The organism is Vibrio genomosp. F10 str. ZF-129, assembly GCF_000287055.2.
Lineage (GTDB): Bacteria > Pseudomonadota > Gammaproteobacteria > Enterobacterales > Vibrionaceae > Vibrio.
In genome coordinates this window covers 60,057-84,429 of record NZ_AJYQ02000107.1, presented here as the reverse complement: position 1 = coordinate 84,429, position 24,373 = coordinate 60,057, and the positions used below count along the sequence as shown (strand labels likewise).

Annotated in this window: 26 protein-coding genes; 5 read left to right on the top strand and 21 right to left on the bottom strand. The window is 40.9% G+C overall.

The genetic code is table 11. From position 1 onward, the window contains the following. Positions 1–193 precede the first annotated feature (193 nt). From A1QO_RS13260 to rfbB, 5 genes are read right to left on the bottom strand one after another with little or no spacing between them, the layout of a single operon-like run. Positions 194–1,768 (bottom strand): glucosyltransferase domain-containing protein, encoded by a 1,575-nt coding sequence (locus tag A1QO_RS13260; RefSeq protein WP_017040655.1) that lies wholly within the window; start codon positions 1,766–1,768, stop codon positions 194–196. 38 nt (positions 1,769–1,806) lie between these two features. Beyond that, complete coding sequence (gene rfbC / locus A1QO_RS13255) at positions 1,807–2,358, bottom strand: dTDP-4-dehydrorhamnose 3,5-epimerase (RefSeq protein WP_017040654.1); 552 nt, start codon at positions 2,356–2,358, stop codon at positions 1,807–1,809. A 4-nt stretch (positions 2,359–2,362) separates the two neighbouring features. Further along, positions 2,363–3,244 carry a dTDP-4-dehydrorhamnose reductase gene (rfbD, locus tag A1QO_RS13250; protein WP_017040653.1) on the bottom strand — a complete coding sequence of 294 codons (882 nt, stop codon included), beginning with the start codon at positions 3,242–3,244 and terminating at the stop codon, positions 2,363–2,365. Continuing rightward, positions 3,244–4,131, bottom strand: a complete 888-nt coding sequence (rfbA, locus tag A1QO_RS13245; protein WP_017040652.1) for a glucose-1-phosphate thymidylyltransferase RfbA — start codon at positions 4,129–4,131, stop codon at positions 3,244–3,246. The genes rfbD and rfbA overlap by 1 nt, the downstream gene beginning before the upstream one ends. Next, entirely contained in the window at positions 4,131–5,228 is a 1,098-nt protein-coding gene (rfbB, locus tag A1QO_RS13240) for a dTDP-glucose 4,6-dehydratase (protein ID WP_017040651.1), read from the bottom strand. Before rfbB ends, rfbA begins: the two co-directional genes overlap by 1 nt. A gap of 175 nt (positions 5,229–5,403) precedes the next feature. Here rfbB and rfaD point away from each other — a divergent pair, with 175 nt between their 5' ends. Beyond that, positions 5,404–6,345, top strand: a complete 942-nt coding sequence (gene rfaD / locus A1QO_RS13235) for an ADP-glyceromanno-heptose 6-epimerase (RefSeq protein WP_017040650.1) — start codon at positions 5,404–5,406, stop codon at positions 6,343–6,345. A 104-nt stretch (positions 6,346–6,449) separates the two neighbouring features. After that, entirely contained in the window at positions 6,450–7,406 is a 957-nt protein-coding gene (lpxM, locus tag A1QO_RS13230) for a lauroyl-Kdo(2)-lipid IV(A) myristoyltransferase (protein WP_017040649.1), read from the top strand. A 30-nt stretch (positions 7,407–7,436) separates the two neighbouring features. On the opposite strand, the gene A1QO_RS13225 is transcribed toward lpxM, so the two are convergent. From A1QO_RS13225 to A1QO_RS13205, 5 genes are read right to left on the bottom strand one after another with little or no spacing between them, the layout of a single operon-like run. Next, positions 7,437–8,315 (bottom strand): glycosyltransferase family protein, encoded by an 879-nt coding sequence (locus A1QO_RS13225; RefSeq protein WP_017040648.1) that lies wholly within the window; start codon positions 8,313–8,315, stop codon positions 7,437–7,439. Continuing rightward, the gene (locus A1QO_RS13220) at positions 8,312–9,298 is read right to left on the bottom strand and encodes a glycosyltransferase (protein ID WP_017040647.1); all 987 of its coding nucleotides are present in this window, start codon (positions 9,296–9,298) and stop codon (positions 8,312–8,314) included. Before A1QO_RS13220 ends, A1QO_RS13225 begins: the two co-directional genes overlap by 4 nt. A 3-nt stretch (positions 9,299–9,301) precedes the next feature. Next, positions 9,302–9,790: a pantetheine-phosphate adenylyltransferase gene (gene coaD / locus A1QO_RS13215; RefSeq protein WP_017036332.1), complete on the bottom strand. Its 489-nt coding sequence runs from the start codon at positions 9,788–9,790 to the stop codon at positions 9,302–9,304. 8 nt (positions 9,791–9,798) lie between these two features. Continuing rightward, positions 9,799–10,851 (bottom strand): glycosyltransferase family 9 protein, encoded by a 1,053-nt coding sequence (locus A1QO_RS13210; protein ID WP_017040646.1) that lies wholly within the window; start codon positions 10,849–10,851, stop codon positions 9,799–9,801. Then, on the bottom strand, positions 10,841–11,944 hold the full coding sequence (locus A1QO_RS13205; RefSeq protein WP_017040645.1) for a glycosyltransferase family 9 protein: 1,104 nt from the start codon (positions 11,942–11,944) through the stop codon (positions 10,841–10,843). Before A1QO_RS13205 ends, A1QO_RS13210 begins: the two co-directional genes overlap by 11 nt. Positions 11,945–12,015: 71 nt before the next feature. Here A1QO_RS13205 and A1QO_RS13200 point away from each other — a divergent pair, with 71 nt between their 5' ends. Further along, the gene (locus A1QO_RS13200; RefSeq protein WP_017040644.1) at positions 12,016–12,738 is read left to right on the top strand and encodes a 3-deoxy-D-manno-octulosonic acid kinase; all 723 of its coding nucleotides are present in this window, start codon (positions 12,016–12,018) and stop codon (positions 12,736–12,738) included. Between the two features lie 38 nt (positions 12,739–12,776). On the opposite strand, the gene A1QO_RS13195 is transcribed toward A1QO_RS13200, so the two are convergent. The 6 genes from A1QO_RS13195 to A1QO_RS13170 are packed head-to-tail and all read right to left on the bottom strand — an operon-like array spanning position 12,777 to position 19,000. Next, on the bottom strand, positions 12,777–13,670 hold the full coding sequence (locus A1QO_RS13195; RefSeq protein WP_017040643.1) for a hypothetical protein: 894 nt from the start codon (positions 13,668–13,670) through the stop codon (positions 12,777–12,779). Between the two features lie 4 nt (positions 13,671–13,674). Further along, positions 13,675–14,415, bottom strand: coding sequence for a glycosyltransferase family 25 protein (locus A1QO_RS13190; RefSeq protein WP_017040642.1), 741 nt, complete (start codon positions 14,413–14,415; stop codon positions 13,675–13,677). After that, complete coding sequence (gene waaA, locus A1QO_RS13185) at positions 14,412–15,713, bottom strand: lipid IV(A) 3-deoxy-D-manno-octulosonic acid transferase (RefSeq protein ID WP_017040641.1); 1,302 nt, start codon at positions 15,711–15,713, stop codon at positions 14,412–14,414. Before waaA ends, A1QO_RS13190 begins: the two co-directional genes overlap by 4 nt. Before the next feature lie 12 nt (positions 15,714–15,725). Next, positions 15,726–16,781, bottom strand: coding sequence for a lipopolysaccharide heptosyltransferase II (gene waaF, locus A1QO_RS13180; RefSeq protein ID WP_026027000.1), 1,056 nt, complete (start codon positions 16,779–16,781; stop codon positions 15,726–15,728). 42 nt (positions 16,782–16,823) lie between these two features. Next, positions 16,824–17,777: a glycosyl transferase family 90 gene (locus tag A1QO_RS13175; RefSeq protein ID WP_017040639.1), complete on the bottom strand. Its 954-nt coding sequence runs from the start codon at positions 17,775–17,777 to the stop codon at positions 16,824–16,826. Further along, the gene (locus tag A1QO_RS13170; RefSeq protein WP_241790453.1) at positions 17,774–19,000 is read right to left on the bottom strand and encodes an O-antigen ligase family protein; all 1,227 of its coding nucleotides are present in this window, start codon (positions 18,998–19,000) and stop codon (positions 17,774–17,776) included. Before A1QO_RS13170 ends, A1QO_RS13175 begins: the two co-directional genes overlap by 4 nt. A 110-nt stretch (positions 19,001–19,110) precedes the next feature. Here A1QO_RS13170 and A1QO_RS13165 point away from each other — a divergent pair, with 110 nt between their 5' ends. Continuing rightward, complete coding sequence (locus tag A1QO_RS13165) at positions 19,111–19,878, top strand: glycosyltransferase family 25 protein (protein WP_026026999.1); 768 nt, start codon at positions 19,111–19,113, stop codon at positions 19,876–19,878. A 43-nt stretch (positions 19,879–19,921) separates the two neighbouring features. On the opposite strand, the gene mutM is transcribed toward A1QO_RS13165, so the two are convergent. The 5 genes from mutM to radC all read right to left on the bottom strand — a co-directional run bounded on the left by mutM (position 19,922) and on the right by radC (position 22,906). Continuing rightward, positions 19,922–20,731, bottom strand: coding sequence for a bifunctional DNA-formamidopyrimidine glycosylase/DNA-(apurinic or apyrimidinic site) lyase (gene mutM, locus A1QO_RS13160; protein WP_017036320.1), 810 nt, complete (start codon positions 20,729–20,731; stop codon positions 19,922–19,924). A gap of 37 nt (positions 20,732–20,768) precedes the next feature. Continuing rightward, entirely contained in the window at positions 20,769–21,248 is a 480-nt protein-coding gene (locus tag A1QO_RS13155; RefSeq protein WP_017040636.1) for a hypothetical protein, read from the bottom strand. Between the two features lie 272 nt (positions 21,249–21,520). Further along, positions 21,521–21,688 (bottom strand): 50S ribosomal protein L33, encoded by a 168-nt coding sequence (gene rpmG / locus A1QO_RS13150; RefSeq protein WP_002535344.1) that lies wholly within the window; start codon positions 21,686–21,688, stop codon positions 21,521–21,523. 13 nt (positions 21,689–21,701) lie between these two features. Beyond that, the gene (gene rpmB, locus A1QO_RS13145; RefSeq protein ID WP_017036316.1) at positions 21,702–21,938 is read right to left on the bottom strand and encodes a 50S ribosomal protein L28; all 237 of its coding nucleotides are present in this window, start codon (positions 21,936–21,938) and stop codon (positions 21,702–21,704) included. A 293-nt stretch (positions 21,939–22,231) separates the two neighbouring features. Beyond that, positions 22,232–22,906, bottom strand: a complete 675-nt coding sequence (radC, locus tag A1QO_RS13140; RefSeq protein WP_017040635.1) for a RadC family protein — start codon at positions 22,904–22,906, stop codon at positions 22,232–22,234. A 217-nt stretch (positions 22,907–23,123) separates the two neighbouring features. Between radC and coaBC the strand changes: the two genes are divergently transcribed. Continuing rightward, complete coding sequence (coaBC, locus tag A1QO_RS13135; RefSeq protein WP_017040897.1) at positions 23,124–24,329, top strand: bifunctional phosphopantothenoylcysteine decarboxylase/phosphopantothenate--cysteine ligase CoaBC; 1,206 nt, start codon at positions 23,124–23,126, stop codon at positions 24,327–24,329. Positions 24,330–24,373 lie beyond the last annotated feature (44 nt).

Here is a 24,373-nt window from a genome sequence, read left to right as displayed (position 1 = left end):
TCTTACTCTTGATAGATAGCTTTTGATAATTTTATTCTAATGCACCGTAAATGAGCCCAATATAGATAGGAAACATTAATATAGAAGTGAACACTTCAAACTATTTAATAACTCATAGCTAACCATGCTCATTTCCACTCTACCAAACAAATTGAGTATCAAATTAACGGTATAGATGTAATGAACCACACTCCTACTTGTATTTTAGAACTAGGAACATATCAGACTTACTTTCATCCAAGAAGCCAACATCTTTTTTTTGTTCCGAAAGTGAATTAAAGTACAATTCTCTTTTTTCTTCATAATTATCCACTTTAAAATTATATCTAATATCAGTTTTTACTCTATACTCATGTTGCCTTGCTATTATCGCATCAAACGTCCACTTGTTAATAATGAAACCTTGTATGGAATGATAATATAGATGACCGTATGTTACATGAGATGGATTCTTTGCCCTATCAACGATTATAGCTACATCATGTACTTTATTAGGGCTTCCATCTGTTAATCTATCTAGTTTATCCAGCAATGAATTAGCCAAAAGCTGCTCACTTTGATAAGTATGATAAGCCAACGCTTGTAATTTGTGGATAAGCAATGTGGATTGAAATATCGCCAACATAGTAAAAACTATTAAAAATGATTTTATTAATTTTATTCGTACGTATTCCAATAGCACCACATAACAAAATATAATCACAAGAACCACATGTAAAAAATGTCTTGTCTCATGTTTATCAGTAATCCCCAAGGTGACATTTGTGAATAAAAACGAAGAAAGTAACAGAGTCCCAGTCAGGATGAGAAAGGTGATTTTTCTTTTTTTAATAGCATAAAAAGTAGTTAATAATGAGAACAAACCAATAATCACTATGTATACATTTTTAAAATAAACATTCTGAGCAACTTCAGGGTAATAGAAGCTTCTTGTCATAAAATACGTGGAGAGTGTGACCGATTTATTAAAACTGGCTATAATATCTTCAACATTACTTACTGTACTAGAGTATCCAGCCAGTGTTGTAAAGCTTTTAACGTAAACTATATACGCGAGCATCGCGACAAGGAATACAACCACCCTTTTAATTAACTGCGTTGTATGTGAGCTTTTAAAAATGTCAACAACACTTTGTTCACTATCCTCCATGTACCCTGTATAGATATAATACAGATAACCTAGAGAAAGTGATATTAGATAAAAGCTCAAAACTGGCTGGTATATTCCTAGCACAATAAAAATAACACCTGCTTGCCATATATAACTCATGGGGCTTTTTATAGGGCCAGATAAAACCACCCCCAAAAGAAATAAGGAAACACCCACCTGCAAATATAACCCTACATACTGCTGTATCGAAACATGATATATAAAAGTAAAATATAGCAACATTCCCGTTATTAGGGTAAAGTCATTAAGCTTTTTCTTGAAAATATAATTAAACATCATAAAAAGAGCTACAATCTGTAAAGCCGATGATAATAATATATTTAAAAAAGCCATCAAGAAGTTTGATGATAGAAACTGCGTCACCAAATATGCGAAAATTTTACCTTGTACAGCAAGCCAACTGTAATTAGCGTTATATAGAAACAATGCATCATCATCACTATATGATGGCATTGTCATTTTAGTAAAGTAAATAACGACTGTAGCTAACAACAATATACAAAATGAAAAAAGATACTCCCTGTTATTTTCAAAAATTGACCGACAGTAATCTGTAATATCAAAATTTACTATTTTAGTAAAATAATTTCGTTTCATAACATTCCATTTATAGTTCTATCACCCTGTGATACGACTCAATATAAGTCATTTAGTCTAGTACCTAGTCGGTCTTTTTCAGACATCTGTATGTTTTTCGTTTCAACATCACTGACCGGCCATTCAATAGCAATTTCACCATCATTCCAAAGGATTGATACTTCACTACTAGGGTCGTAATAATTGGTACATTTGTAAACAAACTCCGCTTCCTCGCTCGTAACATAAAAGCCATGAGCAAAGCCTTCAGGAACCCAAAGTTGACGTTTATTCTCCGCAGACAGATACTCACCAACCCATTGACCAAAGGTAGGAGAGCCTTTTCGAATATCAACAGCTACATCATACACTTCCCCTGACACTACTCGTACTAATTTGCCTTGAGTATTTTCTGCTTGGTAATGCAAACCACGCAAAATACCTTTCTTCGACTTAGAATGGTTATCTTGCACAAATTGAGTCGACTTTCCCGTCACTAACTCTTCAAATTGCTTTTGGTTCCAGGTTTCCATAAAGAAACCACGCTCATCACCAAATACTCTTGGCTCTATAATTTTCACATCTGGTATACGAGTATCAATTACTTTCATTTTCTTATCCTATATGCGCTCGAATATTATTCAAAGCAGCTTTCCAATCGCTCGCTTCAACCGGGAAACCTAGAGTGATTTTTTCAGTACTTAATCGAGAATTGCTTGGGCGTTTAGCTGGTGTTGGGTACTGGTCAGTGGTAATACTCGTTAAGCCCGGCTTACTTTCAAGAGCTCCTTGCTCAACGGCAATATCAAAAATGGTATTAGCAAAGTCAAACCAACTCACATGTGGCAAACCCGAATAGTGGTAAACACCGTACTCAACTGTATCACCTCGGGTTATGCATTCTGCAATTTGAATTAATGTACTCGCAATATCACCTGCATAAGTCGGCCCACCAAATTGATCACCCACAACATTAAGAGAATCATGAGTATTAGCTAAGCGCAACATGGTCTTGACGAAGTTATTGCCATTCTCACCAAACACCCATGCGGTACGAAGAATTATGTGTTGATCGCATTCTTCAGCGACGGCAACTTCACCTGCTAGTTTACTTTCACCGTAAACACCCTGAGGGTTTGTAGCATCCGTTTCTGAATATTCGCCTACTTTATTGCCGTCAAAAACATAATCCGTCGAGATATGCAAAATAGCCGCACCAACACTTTGCGCGGCTTGTGCTAGATATTTAGGACCGTCTCGGTTAATCGCATAAGAAAGTTCTACTTCCTTTTCAGCTTTATCCACTGCAGTATGTGCCGCTGCATTAATAATGATGGTTGGTAGAAATTCACCAACAACCGCATTAACAGCATCTTGACTCGTAATATCAAGGTGCTCTCTATCAAGCGCTAATACTGCTGTATCTTCATTGCTAGCTAACTGCTCAGCAAGACAAGAGCCTACTTGACCGTGACAACCAGTAATTAATACACGCATTAAGCACCAGCCTTCTTTTGAGCTTCCTTAACTAGGCGTGTTAAATACTGACCATATTCATTTTTCATCATTGGCTTAGCCAGCCTAAGAACTTGTTCATCATTCAACCAACCGTTACGCCACGAAATTTCTTCTAAGCAAGCCACTTTTAAACCTTGTACATGTTCAATTGTTTGAACAAAAGAGGATGCCTCATGAAGACTTTCGTGTGTACCAGTATCTAACCAAGCAAAGCCACGACCTAATAGCTCGACACTCAAAGAACCATCATTTAGGTACATCTCGTTAAGCGTAGTGATTTCTAGCTCACCACGGTGAGATGGCTTAACTTGCTTCGCCATTTCAACCACTCGGTTATCGTAAAAATATAAGCCCGTTACTGCATAATTAGATTTTGGTGCTTCTGGCTTCTCTTCAACAGAAACCGCCTTCATATTTTCATCAAATTCAACGACACCAAAACGCTCTGGGTCTTTTACTTGGTAACCAAAAACAGTCGCACCACTTTCACGGTTGGCAGCATTTTTTAAAGTGTCACTAAATGATTGCCCATAGAAGATATTATCACCGAGTACTAAGCAAACAGAGTCATCACCAATGAAGTCTTCACCAATGATGAAAGCTTGTGCTAAACCATCCGGGCTTGGTTGAATCGCGTACTCCAGATGAATACCAAAATCAGAACCATCACCAAGTAAGCGCTGAAAACCGGCATTGTCTTCTGGAGTGGTGATAATCAAGATATCTTTGATGCCTGCCAGCATCAAAGTTGAAATTGGGTAAAAAACCATGGGCTTATCATAGATAGGCAAAAGTTGTTTTGATACGCCACGAGTCAATGGGTATAAACGAGTGCCAGAACCACCAGCTAAAACTATACCTTTCATTATTTCTTCACCTTTGATTTCGTTGTTTCTACACCTAAACGCTCACGTTGGTAACTACCATCTTGCACATTTTGACACCATGCAGAGTTATCTAGGTACCATTGCACGGTTTTTCGAAGACCTGTTTCAAACGTCTCCTCAGGTGTCCAACCTAATTCACGTTGCATTTTCGAGGAGTCAATCGCATAGCGGCGATCATGACCAGGACGGTCTTGAACATAGGTAATTTGCTCAGCATACGCTGACTTTTTCGGCACTAACGCATCTAAAATGTCGCAAATTGTACTCACGACTTCGAGGTTTTTCTTCTCGTTGTGACCACCAATATTGTAGGTCTCACCCACTTTACCCTCAGTTACTACTGTATAAAGTGCTCTCGCATGATCTTCGACAAATAACCAGTCACGGATTTGGTCACCTTTACCGTAAATAGGAAGGTCTTTTCCTTCTAAGGCGTTTAGAATCACAAGTGGGATCAGTTTTTCTGGGAAGTGATATGGACCGTAGTTATTTGAGCAGTTAGTTACGATAGTTGGCAGGCCGTAAGTGCGCAGCCACGCTCGAACAAGGTGGTCGCTGGATGCTTTTGACGCTGAGTATGGACTTGATGGCTCATAAGATGTGGTTTCCAAAAACAATGGCAGCTCTGTACCTTCGGGGACTTCATCTGGATGTGGAAGGTCACCATACACTTCATCAGTAGAAATATGGTGAAAGCGGAATTCGGATTTTTCACGCTCTTTAAGCGTATTCCAGTACTCTCGCGTTGCTTCTAGTAACGTATATGTTCCAACTATATTTGTTTCAATAAATGCTGCGGGCCCAGTGATAGAACGGTCCACATGAGACTCGGCAGCTAGATGCATGACCGCATCAGGCTTATGCTCCGCAAAAACACGGTCAAGCTCTGAACGATTACAAATATCAACCTTTTCGAATGCATAGCATTCGTCATCTGCAACGTCTAATAAAGATTCTAAGTTTCCCGCATAAGTTAGGCTATCAACGTTAATAACTTGGTCGTTTGTATTTCGAATTATATGCCTAACTACAGCAGATCCTATAAAACCTGCTCCGCCAGTAATTAAAATTTTCATTTTTGATCCCTGCTAAATTGTACGCTACCGCCCTTAGGTCATGCTCCTAAAGGCGAATTATTCAAATTTTTTTTCTATTTTTAAGTTTAACTGAATTCCCAGTAACAAGGAACATAGAGAAAGTGAAAAATAGAGGTGGTATACTTAAGAAAATTATCATCTAAAGGCATTTATAATGATCATTGTAACAGGCGGCGCAGGTATGATTGGCAGCAACATTGTCAAATCACTTAACGAACAAGGTATTAATGACATCTTAGTTGTCGATAATCTTAAGAATGGTAAGAAGTTCCAAAACCTCGTCGATCTCGATATCACTGACTACATGGATCGCGATGATTTCTTAGTTCAGATTATGTCGGGTGAAAACTTTGGCCCTATTGAAGCCATTTTCCATGAAGGGGCTTGCTCTGCTACCACCGAGTGGAATGGTAAGTACATGATGCTCAATAACTACGAGTATTCTAAAGAGCTTCTTCACTACTGTTTAGAGCGTGAGATTCCATTCCTATACGCATCTTCTGCTGCCACTTACGGTGAAACCGATACTTTCATTGAAGAGAAACAGTATGAAGGTGCTCTCAATGTATATGGCTATTCTAAACAGCAGTTCGACAACTATGTTCGTCGCTTGTGGCAAGATGCTGAAGCACATGGTGAATCGCTTTCTCAAATCACTGGCTTTCGTTACTTCAACGTTTACGGCCCCCGTGAACAACACAAAGGTTCAATGGCATCAGTGGCTTTCCACCTAAACAATCAGATGCATTCGGGTGAAAACCCGAAACTGTTTGCGGGCAGCGAAACGTTCCAGCGTGATTTTGTTTATGTTGGCGATGTTGCAGCAGTCAATCTTTGGTTTATGCAAAACGGTACTTCTGGTATTTTCAATCTAGGTACCGGTAATGCAGAATCATTCCAGGAAGTGGCGAAAGCGGTGATTAAGCATCATGGTAAAGGTGAAGTGGAAACCATTCCATTCCCAGAGCACCTTAAAGGTGCTTACCAAGAGTTTACTCAAGCAGATTTAACCAAGCTTCGTGCAGCAGGGTGCGATCACACATTCAAAACCGTCGCTGAAGGCGTTGCGGAGTATATGAAGCTAGTAAATAGCTAACACTTCCATTTGCTGTATTAAGGCCAAGGGTTTATCTTAACGCTTGGCTTTTTTATTTTCTTTTCATTTTCTTAAATACTACTTATCAGGCTAAAGGTTTCACTGTGGCTAATACACGTAATGATTACGACCCTAAAGCATACAACCCTACCTTTAAAAGGGATTTTTTAGCTCCTAAACACTGGGGAACTTGGTTAGGGCTAACATTCGGGTTGCCTTTGACTCTTTTACCTAACTCTGTTCGAGTTTCAATCGCTCGCTTTATCGCGCGCAAGATGTGTAAAAAGCAACGCGGCTCAGTACAAAAAGCCCGTATCAATCTAGCCCTCTGTTTCCCTGAAAAGTCAGAACAAGAGCGAGAAGCGATTTTAGAAAAGTGCCTTATCACTGCGGGGACATTTCTGCTCGGTTTTCCTGCAATCAGTTTGCGTAGTAAAAAGTGGTTAGAACGAAACTCTTCCATTATTGGGCTTGAATACCTGCAAGAACTTCAAAAAAACAATCAAAGCGCTATTTTGCTGGTACCCCATTCATGGTGTATTGATATCCCAGCCATATTACTCGCCTCAAGAGGACAGCCAGTTTCTGCTATGGCCAACAGCCAAAAGAACCTATTTACCGATTGGTTAATGCACAAACAAAGAGTGCAATACGGTGGCAGAGTCTACGATCGTAGCGGTGGGATTAAACCGTTTATCAAATCGGTCAAAGAGGGTTATCTCGGTTATTACTTACCCGATCAAGATCATGGACCAGAGCAAAGCGTATTTGTTGATTTCTTTGCAACAGAAAAAGCGACATTACCGGGATTAGGAAAGCTAGCTAAAGTGAGCCGCGCCAAAATCGTCCCTACGTTTGCAAGTTATAATATCGAGACAGGCAAATATGAGATTGAGATAAAGTCGCCACTTGAAGACCTATCCGGCGATGAACACATCGATGCGCGAGTGATGAATGAAGTCGTTGAAGGCTTTGTAAACCCAAAGCCTGAACAATATATGTGGATTTTAAAGTTACTCAAAACTCGCCGAGATGGTAATGACCCATATGTAGGTTATTAACGATGGAATGCCAGCGATGGCTGGCAATTATTACTTGATTTTTTGTAAGTCATCTAGAATATTACGATATACATTATCAACTCTTAGCAATTCAATATAGCTCAATATAGAGTTATCAAATGGAGTAGTTAGAAAGGCGCTGATATTGCGCTTAAGATCAGCTAAATCATCAAATATTAGAACGTTATTACTATTGTAGAATTCATGCTTCTTTAGCTTTTTATTATTGGTAATCACCTTCTTACCGCAATAAAGTGCTTCAATAAACCTCATCGTGTTAGCACTTTGACCATCTATTGATATCTCAAGAACAGATTTAGCATTAAGTAACTGCTGTAAGTAGCCTTCGTAAGATAATTTCCCTTTATGATCAAATACTATGAAATTACACCTTTGTTCAGGTAAAGATTTATCAATTTCATTTATTAACCCTTTCCTGCCTTTATCAAGCCCTACAAAGCTAATATCAAAATCATTCGTATCTCGGTACTTATCTAACAAGTTGAGACTTGGAAGTGGGACTTTAAATGTCTTGAAGGCATATTTTTTTGCATCATTTTTATCGAAAGTATAAACATCGAAGCCTTCAAGCTCACTTAGAAATTCGCCATTGAATATATTTCTAAAAGTGAGCACCTTCTGACATTCTAAAGAAGCTGCAGCTCTAATGTCCCTTAACGAGTCAGTAACAAAAACTGATTCAATATCACCCAGTTTAGAAATACGCTGCCTTATTAGCACTCCATATACTCGATGGTATAGTTTCTTATTAAAGAAAAAGAGATTTGAAATCAATCTGATTTGCCACTTAGAAAGCTGAACATGGGACTTGTCTATATCGCACCCAAGGGCTTCTAGTTCTAGTTTTTCATAATCTTGCTTATAACCAAGAAATACTATTTTTTTCATTTAAAGTGACCTGAACGATCATAAGGTAAACATTTAAAATCAGTAATAATCGAACCTAGAGCTGAATTAAGCAACTTCCCATCAATCACCTGCTGGTATTTTGCAACATACGCTATAGCCATTTCATTGGCATTAAAAACATCGCGGGCATATTCATGACATCGCTTCGCGTTAAATTGCTCAGAATTAGAAACCGCTTCAACCAAGTCAGATTCAACATGAGACAAAAAACCAACTTCATTAGTAACTAACTCAGGTAGCGAGCCGTAGGGCGTTCCAAACACTGGGCAACCGAAATATAAGCTCTCGGTGATCGCTAAACCGAAAGGCTCATGCCATGTAACCGGAAATACCAGCCCTTTCGATTTCGTCATCACCTCTGACTTCGTTGTGTCATCAACCATACCCAAAAAACGCACATGCTGATCCAATGTCAATCTAAAACCCATTTTTAGGTTTAATCGATGACCGCCCAATACATCAAGCTGTTCGCCTGCTTTCTTGGTGATACCAATGGCACCTTGAACATTTTTTACTCGCCACGCTGCTTTGCCAAGAAAATGAAAACGTTCGCGTTTAGCCTTAAGATCAGGCTTTAGGTAATTGTCCCAATTGAGTCCATTGTAAACATAAGCCTGCGCACCATGGTTTTTTGCATGTTGCGATGACACAAACGCGGTATTCGGATCTATGGGGCCGTCTGAATTCCCATGCTGAGTCAAAATATAAGGGAGGGAAATTGGCTCAAGATCAGAATGAAAATGCACAACATCGATATCATGTGGAAGCTGTTGTTGCAGCGGCACATTAGGTTGATATTCAATGACTCTTGCCCAGTCACATTGGGTACCTTTTCCTGCCAATAACGTCACCCTATGCCCTACAAGGTGCAAAGCGTAAATTAAATCCCAAATGACTCGTTCGGTTCCACCATAGTTAACAACCGGTAATGTCGCTCTTGTATAAACTAGAATGTTCATCATGACTTAACGCTCTGCTGAGTTAACTTTAGCAACAACAGCCTGGTGAACACACTCAGGAACAAACTGCTGAATCTTTCCGCCATGAATCGCCACTTCACGCACTAGAGTCGATGATAAAAACGCAAACTCTTCCGCCGGCGTTAGAAATAGACTCTCTAGCTCGGGCTTTAATCTTCGATACATGGTGGTTAGACCAAACTCATACTCGAAATCCATGGTGGTTCTCAAGCCTCTAACTAAAATAGAGGCTTTTTGATCAGTGGCGAAATCGACGAGTAAACCACTGAATCCTTCTACAGACACATTAGGCAGTTCACGGCAGGTTTCTCTAAGCAAAGCCACTCGCTCGTCTAAACTGAACAGCGTGGCTTTACTTGGGCTCTCTGCAACACCAATAACAAGCCGCTCAAACATACTCGCAGCGCGTTTGATTAAATCGTAATGACCGTTAGTAACCGGATCAAACGTACCTGGGTATATGGCTATTTGCATGGTATTCCTTATTGTTTTTTATTGTTCAGCACAAGTACTTGTTCTAGCTTTTCAATCACATCATGCACTTCAATACGCTGCATTAAATCGCTCCCCTTGACCCTCGTTCCCCAAGGTAAGGTATCAACGGATTGACCGTGTTGCTCAGCGGCGACGTCATCATAAACTGAAACGACGTGATCCAAACTGTTATACGGCCCAGTTCGACGAGGATTACTGTGAGCGTATAGCCCAACAACAGGGGTGCCTTGAGTCGTTGCAATATGAGCAGGGCCGGAATCAGGTGCAATGACTGCGCTGGCTTTAGCGATGACTGCCGTCAACTGTTTCAGTGACGTTTTACCAACCAAGTTAATACTTGGAGATGACATACTTTTTGCAATGTTACTCGCCAGTAAGCGTTCACGACCTGTTGGAGCACCACAAAGTACAACCTGCAAGCCTAAGTGATACGCATGGTCAGCAACAGCGGCGTAGCGTTCAACCAGCCAGTTACGTTCATCTTTACTGGCGGCAGGGCTAATAACAATGTATGCCTGATCTGAAAGCTCGTTTGCCAATTGTTGATCTGCCAATGAAAGAGGAAGGTTCCAGCTTGGTACCTGCTGAGGGCATCCTAAAAACTGAGCAAATTGAGAGAAATTATCCAGAACATGCGAGGCATTGGTTCTCGGTAGTTTTCTATTGGTAAATAACCATTGGCCTTCTTTGGCTCGATTCCAGCTAAAACCCAATTTTATTTTCGCTTTAATGCCGAGCGTTAATACGCTTGCTCTTAACGCCACCTGCATGTGCAGTAAGTAATCGAATTGGGTTTGGCTTAGGGTTTTCCATACTTCCCGCATCCCTTTTAAGCCCTGCTTTTTATCAAACACCACCACCTGAATACCCGGCAGATCACCCAGTAGCTGAGATTCTATTTCCCCCATAATCCAAGTGATTTTGCATTCTGGATACGTGGTTTGAATACGCTGTACAACAGAAAGTGCATGGCATACGTCGCCAATGGCTGAGAGGCGAAGAATGCAGATGGATTTGGGTGCTGATAAATTACTCTTCATGTACTGAATCCAACGGCATCATTTCCATAACGGCGGTAATAACCTGCTCTGGCGTAATATCTTTTAGGCATGGTGAATATAAGTCATCGCTGATCTTACAATGGTTCTTATAACAAGGGACACAGCTGCGTTCTGATTGCAAAAGTCGAATATTTGCCACTCTTTGAGACGCAATGCCGTTTTTATATAGGTTATTTTTCACATCAATGGGCTGTTCATACGGCCAAGGTGACCACATACTTGCAGGAGCAACGCTAATGATAGAGACAATAGGGATAGAGTAGCCCGATGCCATGTGTCCAGGTCCACTATCCGGCCCAAGAAAGCCATCACTTTGCTTCAGCAGTGCAGAGGTTTGTGCCAATGTAAGCTGCCCCAACACACTCACCAGTTGATGTGACTCTGGTATTTGATCGAGTATTTGATTTACAACCGCTTCATCTCGCTCCAATTTAGCGCCGGAGAGCACAACGTTGTAGCCAGATGCAAGCAGGCTCTTGATCGTCGTAACCCAATAAGCAATGGGCCATTGTTTAATCTCATTGGAAGATGGGGCATGTACAACGATATAACGCTTTGGCAGCTTTTTTTGAATCACATCAGGAAGAAACTTTTCCGGAGAGACAAGCCTTGGAATGCATTCAACACCGATGATTTCAAGCATACGAGCGGCTCGGCTCATTTTATGCTCGAAACGATGTTGTTCTGTAATATGTTGATTATAAACAAGCTTCTTAAGCCAAGTCCCTGAAAGTGACTCATCAATCGCTCCAAGTCTCTGCTTACCAAAAATAAAGCTGTATATCGCCGTCCTATCATTGAGCATTTCATTTACAACCAAATCATATCGCCCATATTTTTTAAGAATGCGGTAATAGTCTTTCAGTGACGCACTTGGGGGGATTTCGACCAAAGAATCGATATCAGGGTTGGTTCCAAAAACCATTTCACCTCTAGCATTGACTAGAACATCAATTTTGGCGCTCGGAAATGCATTGCGTAAGCTTCGAGTAAACGTTGAGATCAACAAACTGTCACCGATACAGTGAGTAGCAATAACTAATATTTTCTGGTAACTATATGAATCGTTCATCAATCTATTAGGCGTTTGATATACTGTTTTACCTAGTATGCCATAAACCCACCAATACGAGACAGTGATTCATGTTCACAACAAAACAAATCAGCAATACAACGTACTGGTATGATCCTTTAATGCTCACAGAAGATGTTGAATCTGCTTTTTCTATTGATTACTGGAAAGAGAATCAAGCGATACTTGGCAGCGCTCAAGGTAGAGGGACAACATGGTTTGTGAAAGGAGAGAAAGCTGACTTTGCGCTTAGACACTATCATCGCGGTGGTTTGTTTGGAAAACTGGTTCGTGATAGTTACTGGTTTACAGGGTTAAAAACGTCGAGAGCTTTTCAAGAGGTGATGCTGCTCAAACTACTGACTGAAAATAATGTCAACGTTCCAGCTCCAGTCGCAGCAAAAGTCTCAAAGAATGGGCTAACCTACAAGGCCGATATCTTAGTTCAAAAACTCCCTCACGCTGAAGATTTGGTAAAAATACTCTCGAATGAGAAGTTATCAAACAGTGACTTGAGAAATATAGGTCGTCAAATTCGAAAAATGCACGATGTTAACGTTAATCATACGGACCTTAACATTCACAATATTCTGATCGATAAAGACAAAAAAGTTTGGATTATTGATTTTGATAAGTGCCGAACACAAAGTTGCGGTAGTTGGAAAGCGAGCAATTTAGATCGTCTTCAACGCTCATTCGAGAAAGAAGCTCGACTAGGACACATTCGTGCTGCCAGCTTTGACTTTTCAGAAATAAAAAAAGGATACGGTGAAAGTACCCTCGATTACTCTTGATTGCCTTAAAAGAAGAGTGAAACTAATGCAGGCAAATCTTACTCTTCTTTGAGGCCAAACAGTTTGCGAAATTTCTTTTTCTTCTTGTAGATATGACCCCGAATCACCTCAGCAAGCGGGCGCTTAAAGCTGACATCTTTTGCTAGGCGTACTTGTTCTTCAAAAGGCTTGTTGCCGTGTTCTTCAAAAAAACGTTCTAAAACGATTCTAGCCCAGTCTTTTCTTCCACTTGTTGAGTAGTGGTTCACCCACTCTTTTGCAGGCGTAATCGAAACTTGCCTAGAAAGAGCTTCAGATAACGCAAATTGCTCTAGAGTATGAGCTAAACACCCTTCCTTGCGTAAGCCTTGAATCAACATATCGGCATGATCGAAAGCTGATATGCGAGCTCCAGTCATTCCAATTACTGCAGATGCCCACATGACTGAGTCTGAGTCTGTGCGATAAATGCTACCATCAGCAAGTTTAATATCCCTATCTCTTATAGCGGCATATTCATTAACCTCTGGAAGGGTATTTATATTCACTTCCGAGCAAAACAACAGCGCATTCTCATTGGAGATTGAGTCAAAGTACACATTGGTGGCTTGGGTAAAGTATGTGTCTGTATCTAAAAACAGCAGCTTATCTTCTGCCCCAATATTTAAACGCTCACAAAGATACTTTAAGCCACGATTTTTTATTCTAAAATGATAAGCATTATTGAGGCTCCACTCTGCTTTTTGAGTTGGAGATATCGCAAACACTTTGATTGGCATATTGACGAAATGTTCAGGTTCTTCAGCCAAAACAGAAACTTCAGGGCATCCACCAATCTTTTCATGCCAATTAGCTAAAAAGGATAAAATACAAAATCTTGCACCTTGATAATAAGTTTTATCGTTTCCGTAAACTACAAAGGTTAGGTGTGTCCGAGCTAAGTTTGATGCCATAATTTTAGTGCTTATTAATGTTCTGAAAGAGCGCTTTGTGTTTTTTACTGAGATGACTTCGAATATCACGTCTATAAAAGTCTTTAATCGCACTTCTTAATCGTATGTACAGCCCAGATTTTGCGCCATTCAATTCACTGGCAAACATACCATTCTTGCTTCCTTGAGAAACAAGAGGCGGCTGACACCAATGAATTGAATAGCCCAATCTATCATTTTCATTTCCAATAAAGCCGTCAATAGGCGCACATACAGGAGATGACTCGATATAAGACACGAGTTTTTTTGCGAAAGATATATCATAAACCAAACCACCCGTTAACTTATTGGTCTTACATGAGTAAGTTAACTGATCTTTTTCTCTGTAAGAATATGGTACCGAGCTCGCAGCATCTTCAATATTAACTAAGTAGTTTGTTTTGCCTTCCATTTCTTTCAATATGCGCTTGAGTTGACTATCAAAGCCCTTTACCAAAAGAGCATCATCTTCAAGCACCAATACCTGTGGTATCTGTTCTTCAATGACCTTTTTCATCACCAAGTAGTGCTTATAGAAACATGATTTCTCAGGCAACCTTAGTGAATCATCAAAAAACTCATTACGAATCTCATCACTCAAATCATCAATATCGCCGCGCAGCATATACTCATAATCCGTTATGCCTCTTTCCGGAAGATGTTTGTCGATGTGCTTTCTGCGTTCTTCATAGCCTTTACTGACATGAATAACAAAAGTTTTGATCATGACCATTTCTCAATGTTTGGGGAAGTACTTACTAACTCGAGTGTTTTATGTAAAGCACCTTGATTTCGCTTAACTATACCATAGCCCCATTGTCCTTTTTCAACTAACGCTTCCGGTTTAGATAAGGCGCTGACTATTTGTAACGCAAGGTCGTGCACATCAGAAACGACTGAAAGTGCATTAGACTCGATAAGCTGATTAGCGAGATCGGAAAAATTGAAATAGCTAGGCCCTGTTAAACAGTATTTTTTAAGCAGTGCTGGTTCGATGAAATTATGTCCGCCCACTTTTTTCCCAATGAGACTTCCCCCCATGAAAACAAGATCACCTGCCGATAACATAATCATCAGTTCCCCCATGGTGTCGCCTAAGTAAACATCCACAAACTCTTCAATACGATCTAAAGAGTCGCTTCTGCGAGCCAACTGAAAACCTTGGTTTTTAACTAACTCGGCAACCATATTAAAACGTTCCGGGTGGCGTGGAACGATCACCAATAATAGCTCCGGCAGTTCCTTTTGGGCTTGCTGAAACGCTTGAAGGATTTGTTCATCTTCCCCCGAATGAGTGCTCGCAGCGACCAGTATTTTTCTATCGCCAACAAAAGAGCTCTTTAAAACACCCCCCTGAAGCTCAATGCTTTTATCTAAAGTTACATCGTACTTGATTGACCCTGTGACAATGATTTTTTCGCTCGATACGCCTAACGACTCAAAGCGATGTTTATCATCAGAGTGAACCGTTAATATTAAATTGAGATTGGAAAGCGCAGGGTGGATTAGCGCTTTTAACTTACGATAATTAGCGAGAGATTTCTCAGAAAGTCGACCGTTGATCAAGGTAATAGGAATAGTATTAATGGCAACAGTATGAAGCGTATTTGGCCATAATTCCGTTTCAATGATGAGCATTTTTTCTGGCTGAATAGCATTAAGAAAACCTCGAACACACCAGTTAAAATCAATCGGCATATAGCGGTGTATGATGTCATTACCCATCTTTTCAACCTGCTCAGCGCCAGTACTGGTTGTTGTTGTCACCAGTATTCGTTTTTCTGGGTTTTGCTCTACCAACTTATCCACTAACTTCTTACTAGCCAGAACTTCACCGACTGATACGGCATGAATCCAGATAACACCTGATTTTCTGTCGTCAATTTTGGGAGTAAAGCCGAAATGCTCTTTCCAGCGTCGACCAAAGGGTGGTTTGTTGGTTTTCGGACGATACAAACCCCACAGTAAAATGGGGCTAATGAGACTGAGCAGTATGGTGTAACACCAACGAACCATCGTTGTCATTCTTCTCGCCTTTTAAATGTGCTCTTGTTTAATGATGTCGAACTGCTGAATCGCAGTAATGACTTTCTCAGGCATAAGCTCCGTTAAGCACTTTAGATGCTGTTTAGGGCAAACTCGTTCAAAGCAAGGGCGACAGTCAATGTCAGTATTCAGAATAGACAACTTCTCGGTTAGCGGTGGTGTGTATTTCGGAGAACTCGAGCCATAGACGGCAACCACGTTACAGCCAACCGCTGCGGCAACATGCATCAAACCAGAGTCATTACTGACAACGGTACGACAGGCACCAACCAGATCGACGGCCTGAATCAAGCTTGTGCTGCCAGCGAGATTAAAACATTGTTGTTGCCCATCAGATTGCACTTTCTCAATAATTTGGGTTGTCACTTCTCGATCTTTAGTTGAGCCAAATAACCACACTTGATAGCCGAGCTCAATCATCTTTTCAGCAACTGCCGCAAAGTGATTATCGGGCCAACGTTTGGCCGGGCCAAATTCAGCGCCAGGGCACAAACCAAGAACGGGGCGATCCAAATTTAAACCGAATTCTTCCATTGCTGCTGATTGCGTTTGCTCTATGACTTCTAACTTCGGAAACGGCAAACCTGATAGCTCACCCAAGCAACCACTGCCCGTCATTGTTTCTTTCGTATGCGCTAATGCCACATATCGCTCAAGCATGTATTGGAACGATTTTTTGTTGGTGCGAATATCATTAAGAAGCCCATAACGCATTTCACCTTTCCAGCCAACTCGCTTAGGTATTCGAGCAAACCAGGGAATGAGCGCAGATTTCGCGGAATTAGGCAGTGTATAGGCCATGTCATATTTTGAATTTTTTAATGACTTACCTAACGAATATCGAGTTTTCAGATCAAACTGACCATGACCCAATGGCATTTCAAGGGCTTGATTAACCTCTGCCATTCGCTCTAGTATTGGCTTACACCAGGCCGGAGCCAATACGTCAATGAGGGCGTCAGGATATTGTTTTTTTAGTTCAATGTATAAGCCTTGAGACATCACCATGTCCCCTACCCATGACGGGCCTATTACCAGTATTTTCATAGTCTTCTATTTCTTACGGTTCTGGTTCTTGCGGTTCGGGTTCTAACTGTTCTGGTTATTATCATGCTGGTTTTCATTAACGTATTGACCGGATAATTCGAAGTAACGCTCAAGCGTCTTAATGCAAATAAGTTGCTCTAATTTTTCATCTTTAAATGGCGCGACATAGTCATGAGCGTTCTTAATGATCTTCTCAGCTTCTTCTGGATGATCTAGATAATATTGAATCTTTTCATCAAAATCTGACCAATCACCTTTTACTTCAATATAGTGAACACCCGCTTTTAGTGTGCCTTCCATAAACCAAGTCTCGTACTTCATTTTAGGCGTAATAACGACAGAGTTAGACGACATCGCCCATTTTAAATTTGACGCAACATCGTTGCCTTCTAAACAGATCAGAAACTTATATTGAAGTTGTTCGTCAACCGACATAAACGGCTTCTGCCATTCTGGATTCTTATAACTAGAATTAGATTGTCCTGCATCCACTAAAGGGTGTTCGAACATTTCCTGCATGAAGCGGAATCGGTGAGGTTGCGTGACTGCTCCACGAAAAACAGCCATATTTTTTTTATCTGAATACTTGAGTTTATCTTTTACAAAACGAAAGTGACGTCGTTTGTCTAGCTTGAAAAGGACGGAGTTTCTATTGTCACCTTCTATTGGACGAGCTTTGAACAAGGTAGGGACAGGCTCTATGTGGGTTTCATCGCCAAAGTAGTAATTAAATCGTAAGTGTTTTGGAAAATAATAGAGAAACTCTTTGAGATCAAAATAGTACGAGGTGAAGCCTTTACGTTTGTATCCTTTGATATTGGTAGGAAGCGACTCAATCCAATTTTTTTCAGTATACGCGGCACAATACTCAACACGTTTCGCTATGTACTTGTCTTTGGATAAATAAACCTTTTCTAATTGGTGTTTCTTATAACTAAATACACACCTTGGAGAAAGTAATAAAAGCAAATGCTTTACATAAAACAAGATCTTCATGGCTCAAGCCTTTTATCTTGATTTACACTCGATAAACTGTGAATAACCAGCCCGATAACGATTAAATACAACACGGCTGTATCACCATTTCTGAATGGGCTATCGACCATACTAAATATAATAAAGTGCAATGAAGGAAGAGCTAACAGCCAAAAACCATTTTTATATTTAAAAACTCCAAGATACAAGGGATAAAATAGGATAAACAACAAAAGAGAAAAACCAACAAATCCGGATTTTGCTAACTTATCAATGTAGTTATTATGCAAATGTCCTGCCATATATCCATAAGCAGAGGTGGTATAACCAGGGGCATTTTCTTCAGCATACTCACTTGATATCTCCCCATGTCCCAAAATAGGTTTTTGTACAAATAGATCTATACCAGCTTGATACATCTGTAGCCGCCAACCAATCGATGTGTCCAGATTACCACTCTTTATACTCTCAACCTCCTCAAAAGTATCATTAACTCTATCCATTAATACATCTTTAACTAAAGCACCACAAATAAGCATCAGAACTAAAGAAAAAACAATATTTTTATAAGAGATTTTTTTCTGTAGTATTAATAGGATGCAAGCTAAAAAGTAAACTGCGGCGACTCCAACAATCACTCCTCGAGACTGAGTTGGTAACATAGAAAATCCAGACAATAGCATAGAGAAACTTAACACCCACGGTTTCTTTCCATCAAACGAAGTAAGAAGCAGCCCTAGGGATAATAAAGATACAAGACCTTGATGTGCTGCTAAAGGGACAGGGTTTGTAGGCCAATGTATTCTATCCGTAGGGACAATCAAAAAATACCAAATCGATAATATAAACGAAGCCATTGCAGCAACACAAAGTAGTGTTTGAGCGTTTTTCCAACTCAAAAAATTATTGGGTAGCACACTCAAATAGACAAGGGCGATCAATAAACCTCTAAGCTCCTGAGTGCTTGCTCCATAGGTTTTATAAGATATGGTCACAAAAAGAGCAGAAATAAGAATCCCCCCCAACCAGTAACTGCTCTGAAAATTTCGTTTTATATCTGAAAGTCCATGACCGAACACATAAAACAAAACAACGATCAATACAATAGCAACCATAGGTTTATTACCTTGAGGAAACCAAATAATACCAGCTGCAAGCCATAACAAAGGAAGATGCAATAAATGTCTAGATAAGGATTTGAGCATGAAATGACAACTAGATAATAATTGAATGATTTGTTCCACAGTCTAGCAAACTAACACTCTGATTAAAATTACTGTAATCTCTGCAATGTAGATATCCCACAAAAATGTGGGCCCCCTAAATGCTAACCCCGACAACATATACTAAATTTATGAAGAATTACTGCATAACCCTAAACGGCTGCGAAGATCGCCAAGCCACCACAAAAAAAGTACTCACTAAAGCGCAGCTCGAGGTTGAATTATTCATCGGTGTTGATGCACGAGTAGATACCCACCCTCTGCTAAACCGTAACAGAGATAAAGAATTCTTATACAACATGGGCCGCCCAGCAGCCATTGGCGAATTTGGATGCTATGCCAGCCACTTCCTTATGTGGCAGAAGTGTGTAGAGCTTAACGAGCCTATTATTATTTTTGAGGATGATTTCGATATTGATGCTGCAATGTTTCAGAATACGTTACAGATAGCCGAAGAGCATATCGACAAATGCGGCTATATTCGAATTGAAAATGCCGATAATCACGATATGTTCTATCAAGTTCGTACTTATGGTGAACAGCGATTAGTTAAATACCTAAAAATCCCACAATGCATGACGGCCTACGCTATCTCACCTAAGTGTGCCAAAGCATTTATAGAACACAGCCAAACTTTTGATTACCCTGTTGATGTGTTCTTACGTAATGCTTGGATTCATAAACAGCCCATCTTTGGTGTTTGTCAATCAGGGCTGTGGGGAGGAAACAAACCTTCTATCATCGGCAACCGGAAACGATCAGGTAAGAAAAACTACTTCGTCGCAGTGATGAAAATTATCAATAAGGTTAAAAATATGACGCTTAACCTTAAGACTAACTTCTATCACTTAGCCGTTTTAGGAAACGAGTACAAACCCACCAAATGGTGGAAAGGCTAAAAGCTAAACGCTAAACGCTAAACGCTAAAACAGTAGCCTTGCTTTAGCGCTGGCACACACCACAAAAAAACGTATTACGTTGCCCAATTTTTTGCTCTTCAACCAAAGTGCTGCAAATTGGGCATTTCTTTCCTGCCCTGCCATACACTTGCAGTTCTTGAGCAAAATACCCCGGCTTACCATCGGCTTGGGCAAAGTCTTTTAACGTTGTTCCACCTTGTTCGATGGCTTTGGATAGTACCTGTTTGATTTCGGGCACCAGCACGCCCCATTCTTTTTTTAGAATTTTACCCGCTTGCCGAGTCGGGTGTAATTTGGCAGAAAACAACGATTCACAGGCATAAATATTCCCCACTCCAACCACATTTTTGTTATCCATGATGAATTGCTTAACGGTCACTCGCTTGCCTTTTGCTTTGGTAAACATGTATTCAGCATTGAATTCATCGGTTAACGGCTCTGGGCCAATGTTCGCTAATACTGAGTGAGACTCACCTTTTTCAATCCATAACCAACAGCCGAAGCGACGCGGATCGTTATAACGTAAAATTTTTCCATTAGTGAGTTTAAGATCAACATGGTCATGCTTTGCTGCTTCGAAGTCGGCATCTAACACTCTCAATGATCCTGACATCCCCAAATGAACAATAGCGCTACCAGCGTCGGTTTCAATGATCAGGTATTTTGCTCTTCGAGATATGGTTCGAATCACTTCCCCTTCCATTTTTTTTAACTCTTGTGGGATATCCCAACGCAACTTAGGTGTTCGAAAAGTCAATGAATGGATGGTTTGACCGATAAGGTGTGGGCTGATTCCCATTCGGCTCACTTCGACTTCAGGCAACTCAGGCATGAGCTACAACTCCTTGAAAATAGATGATAATGGTGACTTAAGAGCTAGGAATTAGGTAATTCACTTCAACAGAAAGCGCAATCCACTTTTCTTCCCAATTTTTTAATAACCAGAATTGAGGCGTCTGATAGTAAGTGATCCTTTGTGGCTCTTCTTGATCCGCATACCAAACTTCTATGGTCTGTGGATTGATCAAGGTCGGATTCAACGCTTGGCGTGTTTTGTCATCGACTTCCGTTCCAACAAGCGCTTGCCATCTATCCGCTAACTCTTCTGGCGCAACATCACTAGGCACGCTAACTCGCCACCGGCCTTGATTTTTTTCTAAAGACCACTGGCTGAAGTGGAGAGACTGAAGCTCTGCATCTGGATTTAATAAATAAGGATATGGGCTGTGTGGCGGCTCAATTAAGTACGTTTTGATGATCGTCGGAAGGTACAGCACACCGATAAAACACACAATGGCCAGCATCAATAGATTGTTCCAACGCTTGCGACGGGCTGGTGAGACTCGCATGTTCATTCCCTATAAATACATTCGTTTATCTAACGAGTATAAGGGATTGAGGGTGGAAAAAGGAAAAAGGATGGCAATAGGATGAAGATAAGATGAAAAGAGGACGGAAGATGGGGTTAAAAGAAGGCGAAAAAGGAGGAAAAGAAGAAAAGTAAGACGTTAATGGTTGCGGTGGGTAAAAAATGAATGGTTGTAGAAACTAAAAACCCAGCTCGAAAGCTGGGTTTTATGCAATCTTCTCTAAACAAGAAGCTTTAAAGCGTTAATATCAATTACTTGATTTTAGCTTCTTTGTACATAACGTGTTGGCGAACTACTGGATCAAACTTTTTGATCTCAAATTTGCCTGGCATGTTACGTTTGTTCTTGTCAGTTGTGTAGAAGTGACCTGTTCCAGCAGATGATACTAGACGGATTTTCTCACGAATGCCTTTAGCCATTGTTCAATTCCTCTTAAACGTTTTCGCCACGTGCACGGACATCAACAAGTACAGCATCAATGCCTTTCTTATCGATAATACGCATGCCTTTAGCAGTTAGACGTAGTTTAACAAAACGTTTTTCGCTCTCTACCCAAAAACGGTGAGTTTGTAGGTTCGGCAGAAAACGACGCTTGGTAGCATTGCGTGCGTGTGAACGGTTGTTACCCGCTACTGGACGCTTACCAGTTACTTGACATACTCGGGACATGAATGTCTCTCCAAATCGTTTCAGCTCGATATCAACCTTGGTGGCCGAACCTCTCCATCAAAGATGAATTTAGAGGTAAAAACCAAAATGGAAAATCCATTCAAGGCTATCAAAGGTCGCGCATTATACTAACTTGACGTGCATTGCTCAAGACCCGAACAGATCCTTTTTACCGGATTTCGTGATCTTTTTTTGAACATCGCAGCTTATTGAGTAATCGAGGCTGATTTAAGGTTCTAAAATGTGGCGGGAATGATAGCAGATTTTTATCAACTAACAAGCCAAAATGTGATTCAAATCCAACCACGTTCGGCAAAGGAGACCACTTCGCCGTCACCAACCACAAAATGGTCGAGGACTCTGATGTCGACTAAAGACAGTGCATCCGTCAGTTTTCTCGTGATCCGCCTATCCGCCTGGCTAGGTTCAGCAACGCCTGAAGGGTGATTATGGGCAAGGATTAATGCAGCGGAATTGTGCTCTAATGCTCGCTTTACGACCTCTCTGGGGTAGACCGACGCCGCATCAATGGTCCCTTCAAACAAGATTTCATCTTTTATTACTCTGTTTTGATTATCTAAAAAGAGCACATGAAAGGCTTCTCGCTGGCGATCTCTCAATACGCTCGACAAATAAAGCTTGGTTTGCTGAGGGCTACTGAGCGCATCGCCACGTTTTAACGTTTCGGCTAAATAGCGCTGTGTCATCTCTAATACTGCTTGAAGTTGAACGAATTTGGCTTCCCCCAACCCTTTGTGATGACAAAACTGATCTTTGGAGGCTGAAAATAGCCCTCGCAGTGATCCCATCTCTTTGAGTAATACGTCAGACAGTTCGAGAACATTCATCCCTTTGGTTCCCGTTCTTAGAAAAATGGCCAACAGCTCAGCATCGGTTAATGAACCCGGCCCGTTGGCTAATAGCTTTTCTCTTGGCATCGATTCTGCGGGTAATACTTTAATACTCATAACGACATTCACTTCTATCTATATTAAAACTTAAATTAAAATAATGGATGTCGATACAATAAAAGCCGCGCCGCTATTTATCTTGTCTAGCGATGATCGTTGAGAGTGAACGATGACAACCATGCAACTGTGATGTTCATTATTGCGCAAGAACAGGACTAGTCACAAAATAGAGCTCCATGTTATCTTAGCGGCAGAATTTTCGAAGGAAAACATCATGCAAACCCTAGCAGGAAAAAAGATTCTATTGGGCATCAGTGGCGGTATTGCCGCGTATAAATGCGCAGAACTCACTCGCCGCCTTGTTGAGCGCGGAGCACAAGTTAGAGTGGTAATGACCAGCGCAGCCAAAGAGTTCATCACACCTTTAACGATGCAAGCGGTCTCGGGTAACACCGTATCAGAAAGCTTATTTGATCCTGCGGCTGAAGCCTCTATGGGCCATATCGAGCTGGCGAAATGGGCTGACCTTATCTTACTTGCGCCTGCTACTGCTGATCTTATCGCTCGAATTTCAGCGGGCATGGGAAATGATCTTCTCAGTACGTTAGTACTTGCTACGGATTCACCGATTGCAGTATCTCCTGCTATGAACCAGCAGATGTACCAAAATATCGCGACACAAGAAAACATCGCGACCTTAACAAAGCGCGGCCTCAACATTTGGGGACCAGGCTCTGGCGAACAAGCGTGTGGTGACGTTGGCCTTGGCAGAATGTTAGAGCCAATGCAGCTTGTTGAGCGATGTGAACAATTTTTTAAACCTCACGCTCAGCCGTTAACAGGAAAATCCGTATTGATTTCAGCGGGCCCGACTCGCGAAGCTATCGATCCCGTCCGGTATATTTCCAACCATAGCTCTGGAAAAATGGGCTATGCACTTGCGCAAGCGGCAATAAATTTAGGTGCAGACGTGACTTTGGTTAGTGGGCCTGTTTCGCTTACCAAGCCAGTATCGGCTTCTGTCGTTCAGGTAAAAAGCGCGCAGCAGATGTATGATTCGGTGATGAAAAACGCCCCCACTCACGATGTATTTATCAGCTGCGCAGCCGTAGCGGATTATCGCCCTGAGATCATTGCCGATCAAAAGATCAAAAAAACCACAGACAACGATACGATGACCATCTCGATGGTGAAAAATCCAGATATCGTTGCCTCTGTCGCAGCCCTTACTCAAAACCGACCATTTACCGTTGGCTTTGCGGCTGAAACTCAAGACGTCGAAAAATACGCTCGCGGAAAACTCGTGAACAAAAATCTGGATATGATCTGCGCTAACGATGTGTCGATTTTAGGCCAAGGCTTCAATAGTAACGACAATGCCATTACCGTATTTGACAAACAAGGTGAGCATTCACTTCCATTGGCATCCAAGAAACAGCTCGCTGAATCGATTATGATGCTGATCGAGAAAAGCCTCTAATATCACTTTTTTTACTTTTAACCACTGCGTTTTTATTGAAACAC

What these genes read in the sequence shown, in the direction of transcription:
- A1QO_RS13260 (WP_017040655.1), bottom strand. Translation starts at nt 1,768, where the DNA reads ATGAAACGAAATTATTTTACTAAAATAGTAAATTTTGATATTACAGAT.
- rfbC (WP_017040654.1), bottom strand. Translation starts at nt 2,358, where the DNA reads ATGAAAGTAATTGATACTCGTATACCAGATGTGAAAATTATAGAGCCA.
- rfbD (WP_017040653.1), bottom strand. Translation starts at nt 3,244, where the DNA reads ATGCGTGTATTAATTACTGGTTGTCACGGTCAAGTAGGCTCTTGTCTT.
- rfbA (WP_017040652.1), bottom strand. Translation starts at nt 4,131, where the DNA reads ATGAAAGGTATAGTTTTAGCTGGTGGTTCTGGCACTCGTTTATACCCA.
- rfbB (WP_017040651.1), bottom strand. Translation starts at nt 5,228, where the DNA reads ATGAAAATTTTAATTACTGGCGGAGCAGGTTTTATAGGATCTGCTGTA.
- rfaD (WP_017040650.1), top strand. Translation starts at nt 5,404, where the DNA reads ATGATCATTGTAACAGGCGGCGCAGGTATGATTGGCAGCAACATTGTC.
- A1QO_RS13225 (WP_017040648.1), bottom strand. Translation starts at nt 8,315, where the DNA reads ATGAAAAAAATAGTATTTCTTGGTTATAAGCAAGATTATGAAAAACTA.
- A1QO_RS13220 (WP_017040647.1), bottom strand. Translation starts at nt 9,298, where the DNA reads ATGATGAACATTCTAGTTTATACAAGAGCGACATTACCGGTTGTTAAC.
- coaD (WP_017036332.1), bottom strand. Translation starts at nt 9,790, where the DNA reads ATGCAAATAGCCATATACCCAGGTACGTTTGATCCGGTTACTAACGGT.
- A1QO_RS13210 (WP_017040646.1), bottom strand. Translation starts at nt 10,851, where the DNA reads ATGAAGAGTAATTTATCAGCACCCAAATCCATCTGCATTCTTCGCCTC.
- A1QO_RS13205 (WP_017040645.1), bottom strand. Translation starts at nt 11,944, where the DNA reads ATGAACGATTCATATAGTTACCAGAAAATATTAGTTATTGCTACTCAC.
- A1QO_RS13200 (WP_017040644.1), top strand. Translation starts at nt 12,016, where the DNA reads ATGTTCACAACAAAACAAATCAGCAATACAACGTACTGGTATGATCCT.
- A1QO_RS13195 (WP_017040643.1), bottom strand. Translation starts at nt 13,670, where the DNA reads ATGGCATCAAACTTAGCTCGGACACACCTAACCTTTGTAGTTTACGGA.
- A1QO_RS13190 (WP_017040642.1), bottom strand. Translation starts at nt 14,415, where the DNA reads ATGATCAAAACTTTTGTTATTCATGTCAGTAAAGGCTATGAAGAACGC.
- waaA (WP_017040641.1), bottom strand. Translation starts at nt 15,713, where the DNA reads ATGACAACGATGGTTCGTTGGTGTTACACCATACTGCTCAGTCTCATT.
- waaF (WP_026027000.1), bottom strand. Translation starts at nt 16,781, where the DNA reads ATGAAAATACTGGTAATAGGCCCGTCATGGGTAGGGGACATGGTGATG.
- A1QO_RS13175 (WP_017040639.1), bottom strand. Translation starts at nt 17,777, where the DNA reads ATGAAGATCTTGTTTTATGTAAAGCATTTGCTTTTATTACTTTCTCCA.
- A1QO_RS13165 (WP_026026999.1), top strand. Translation starts at nt 19,111, where the DNA reads ATGAAGAATTACTGCATAACCCTAAACGGCTGCGAAGATCGCCAAGCC.
- mutM (WP_017036320.1), bottom strand. Translation starts at nt 20,731, where the DNA reads ATGCCTGAGTTGCCTGAAGTCGAAGTGAGCCGAATGGGAATCAGCCCA.
- A1QO_RS13155 (WP_017040636.1), bottom strand. Translation starts at nt 21,248, where the DNA reads ATGCGAGTCTCACCAGCCCGTCGCAAGCGTTGGAACAATCTATTGATG.
- rpmG (WP_002535344.1), bottom strand. Translation starts at nt 21,688, where the DNA reads ATGGCTAAAGGCATTCGTGAGAAAATCCGTCTAGTATCATCTGCTGGA.
- rpmB (WP_017036316.1), bottom strand. Translation starts at nt 21,938, where the DNA reads ATGTCCCGAGTATGTCAAGTAACTGGTAAGCGTCCAGTAGCGGGTAAC.
- radC (WP_017040635.1), bottom strand. Translation starts at nt 22,906, where the DNA reads ATGAGTATTAAAGTATTACCCGCAGAATCGATGCCAAGAGAAAAGCTA.
- coaBC (WP_017040897.1), top strand. Translation starts at nt 23,124, where the DNA reads ATGCAAACCCTAGCAGGAAAAAAGATTCTATTGGGCATCAGTGGCGGT.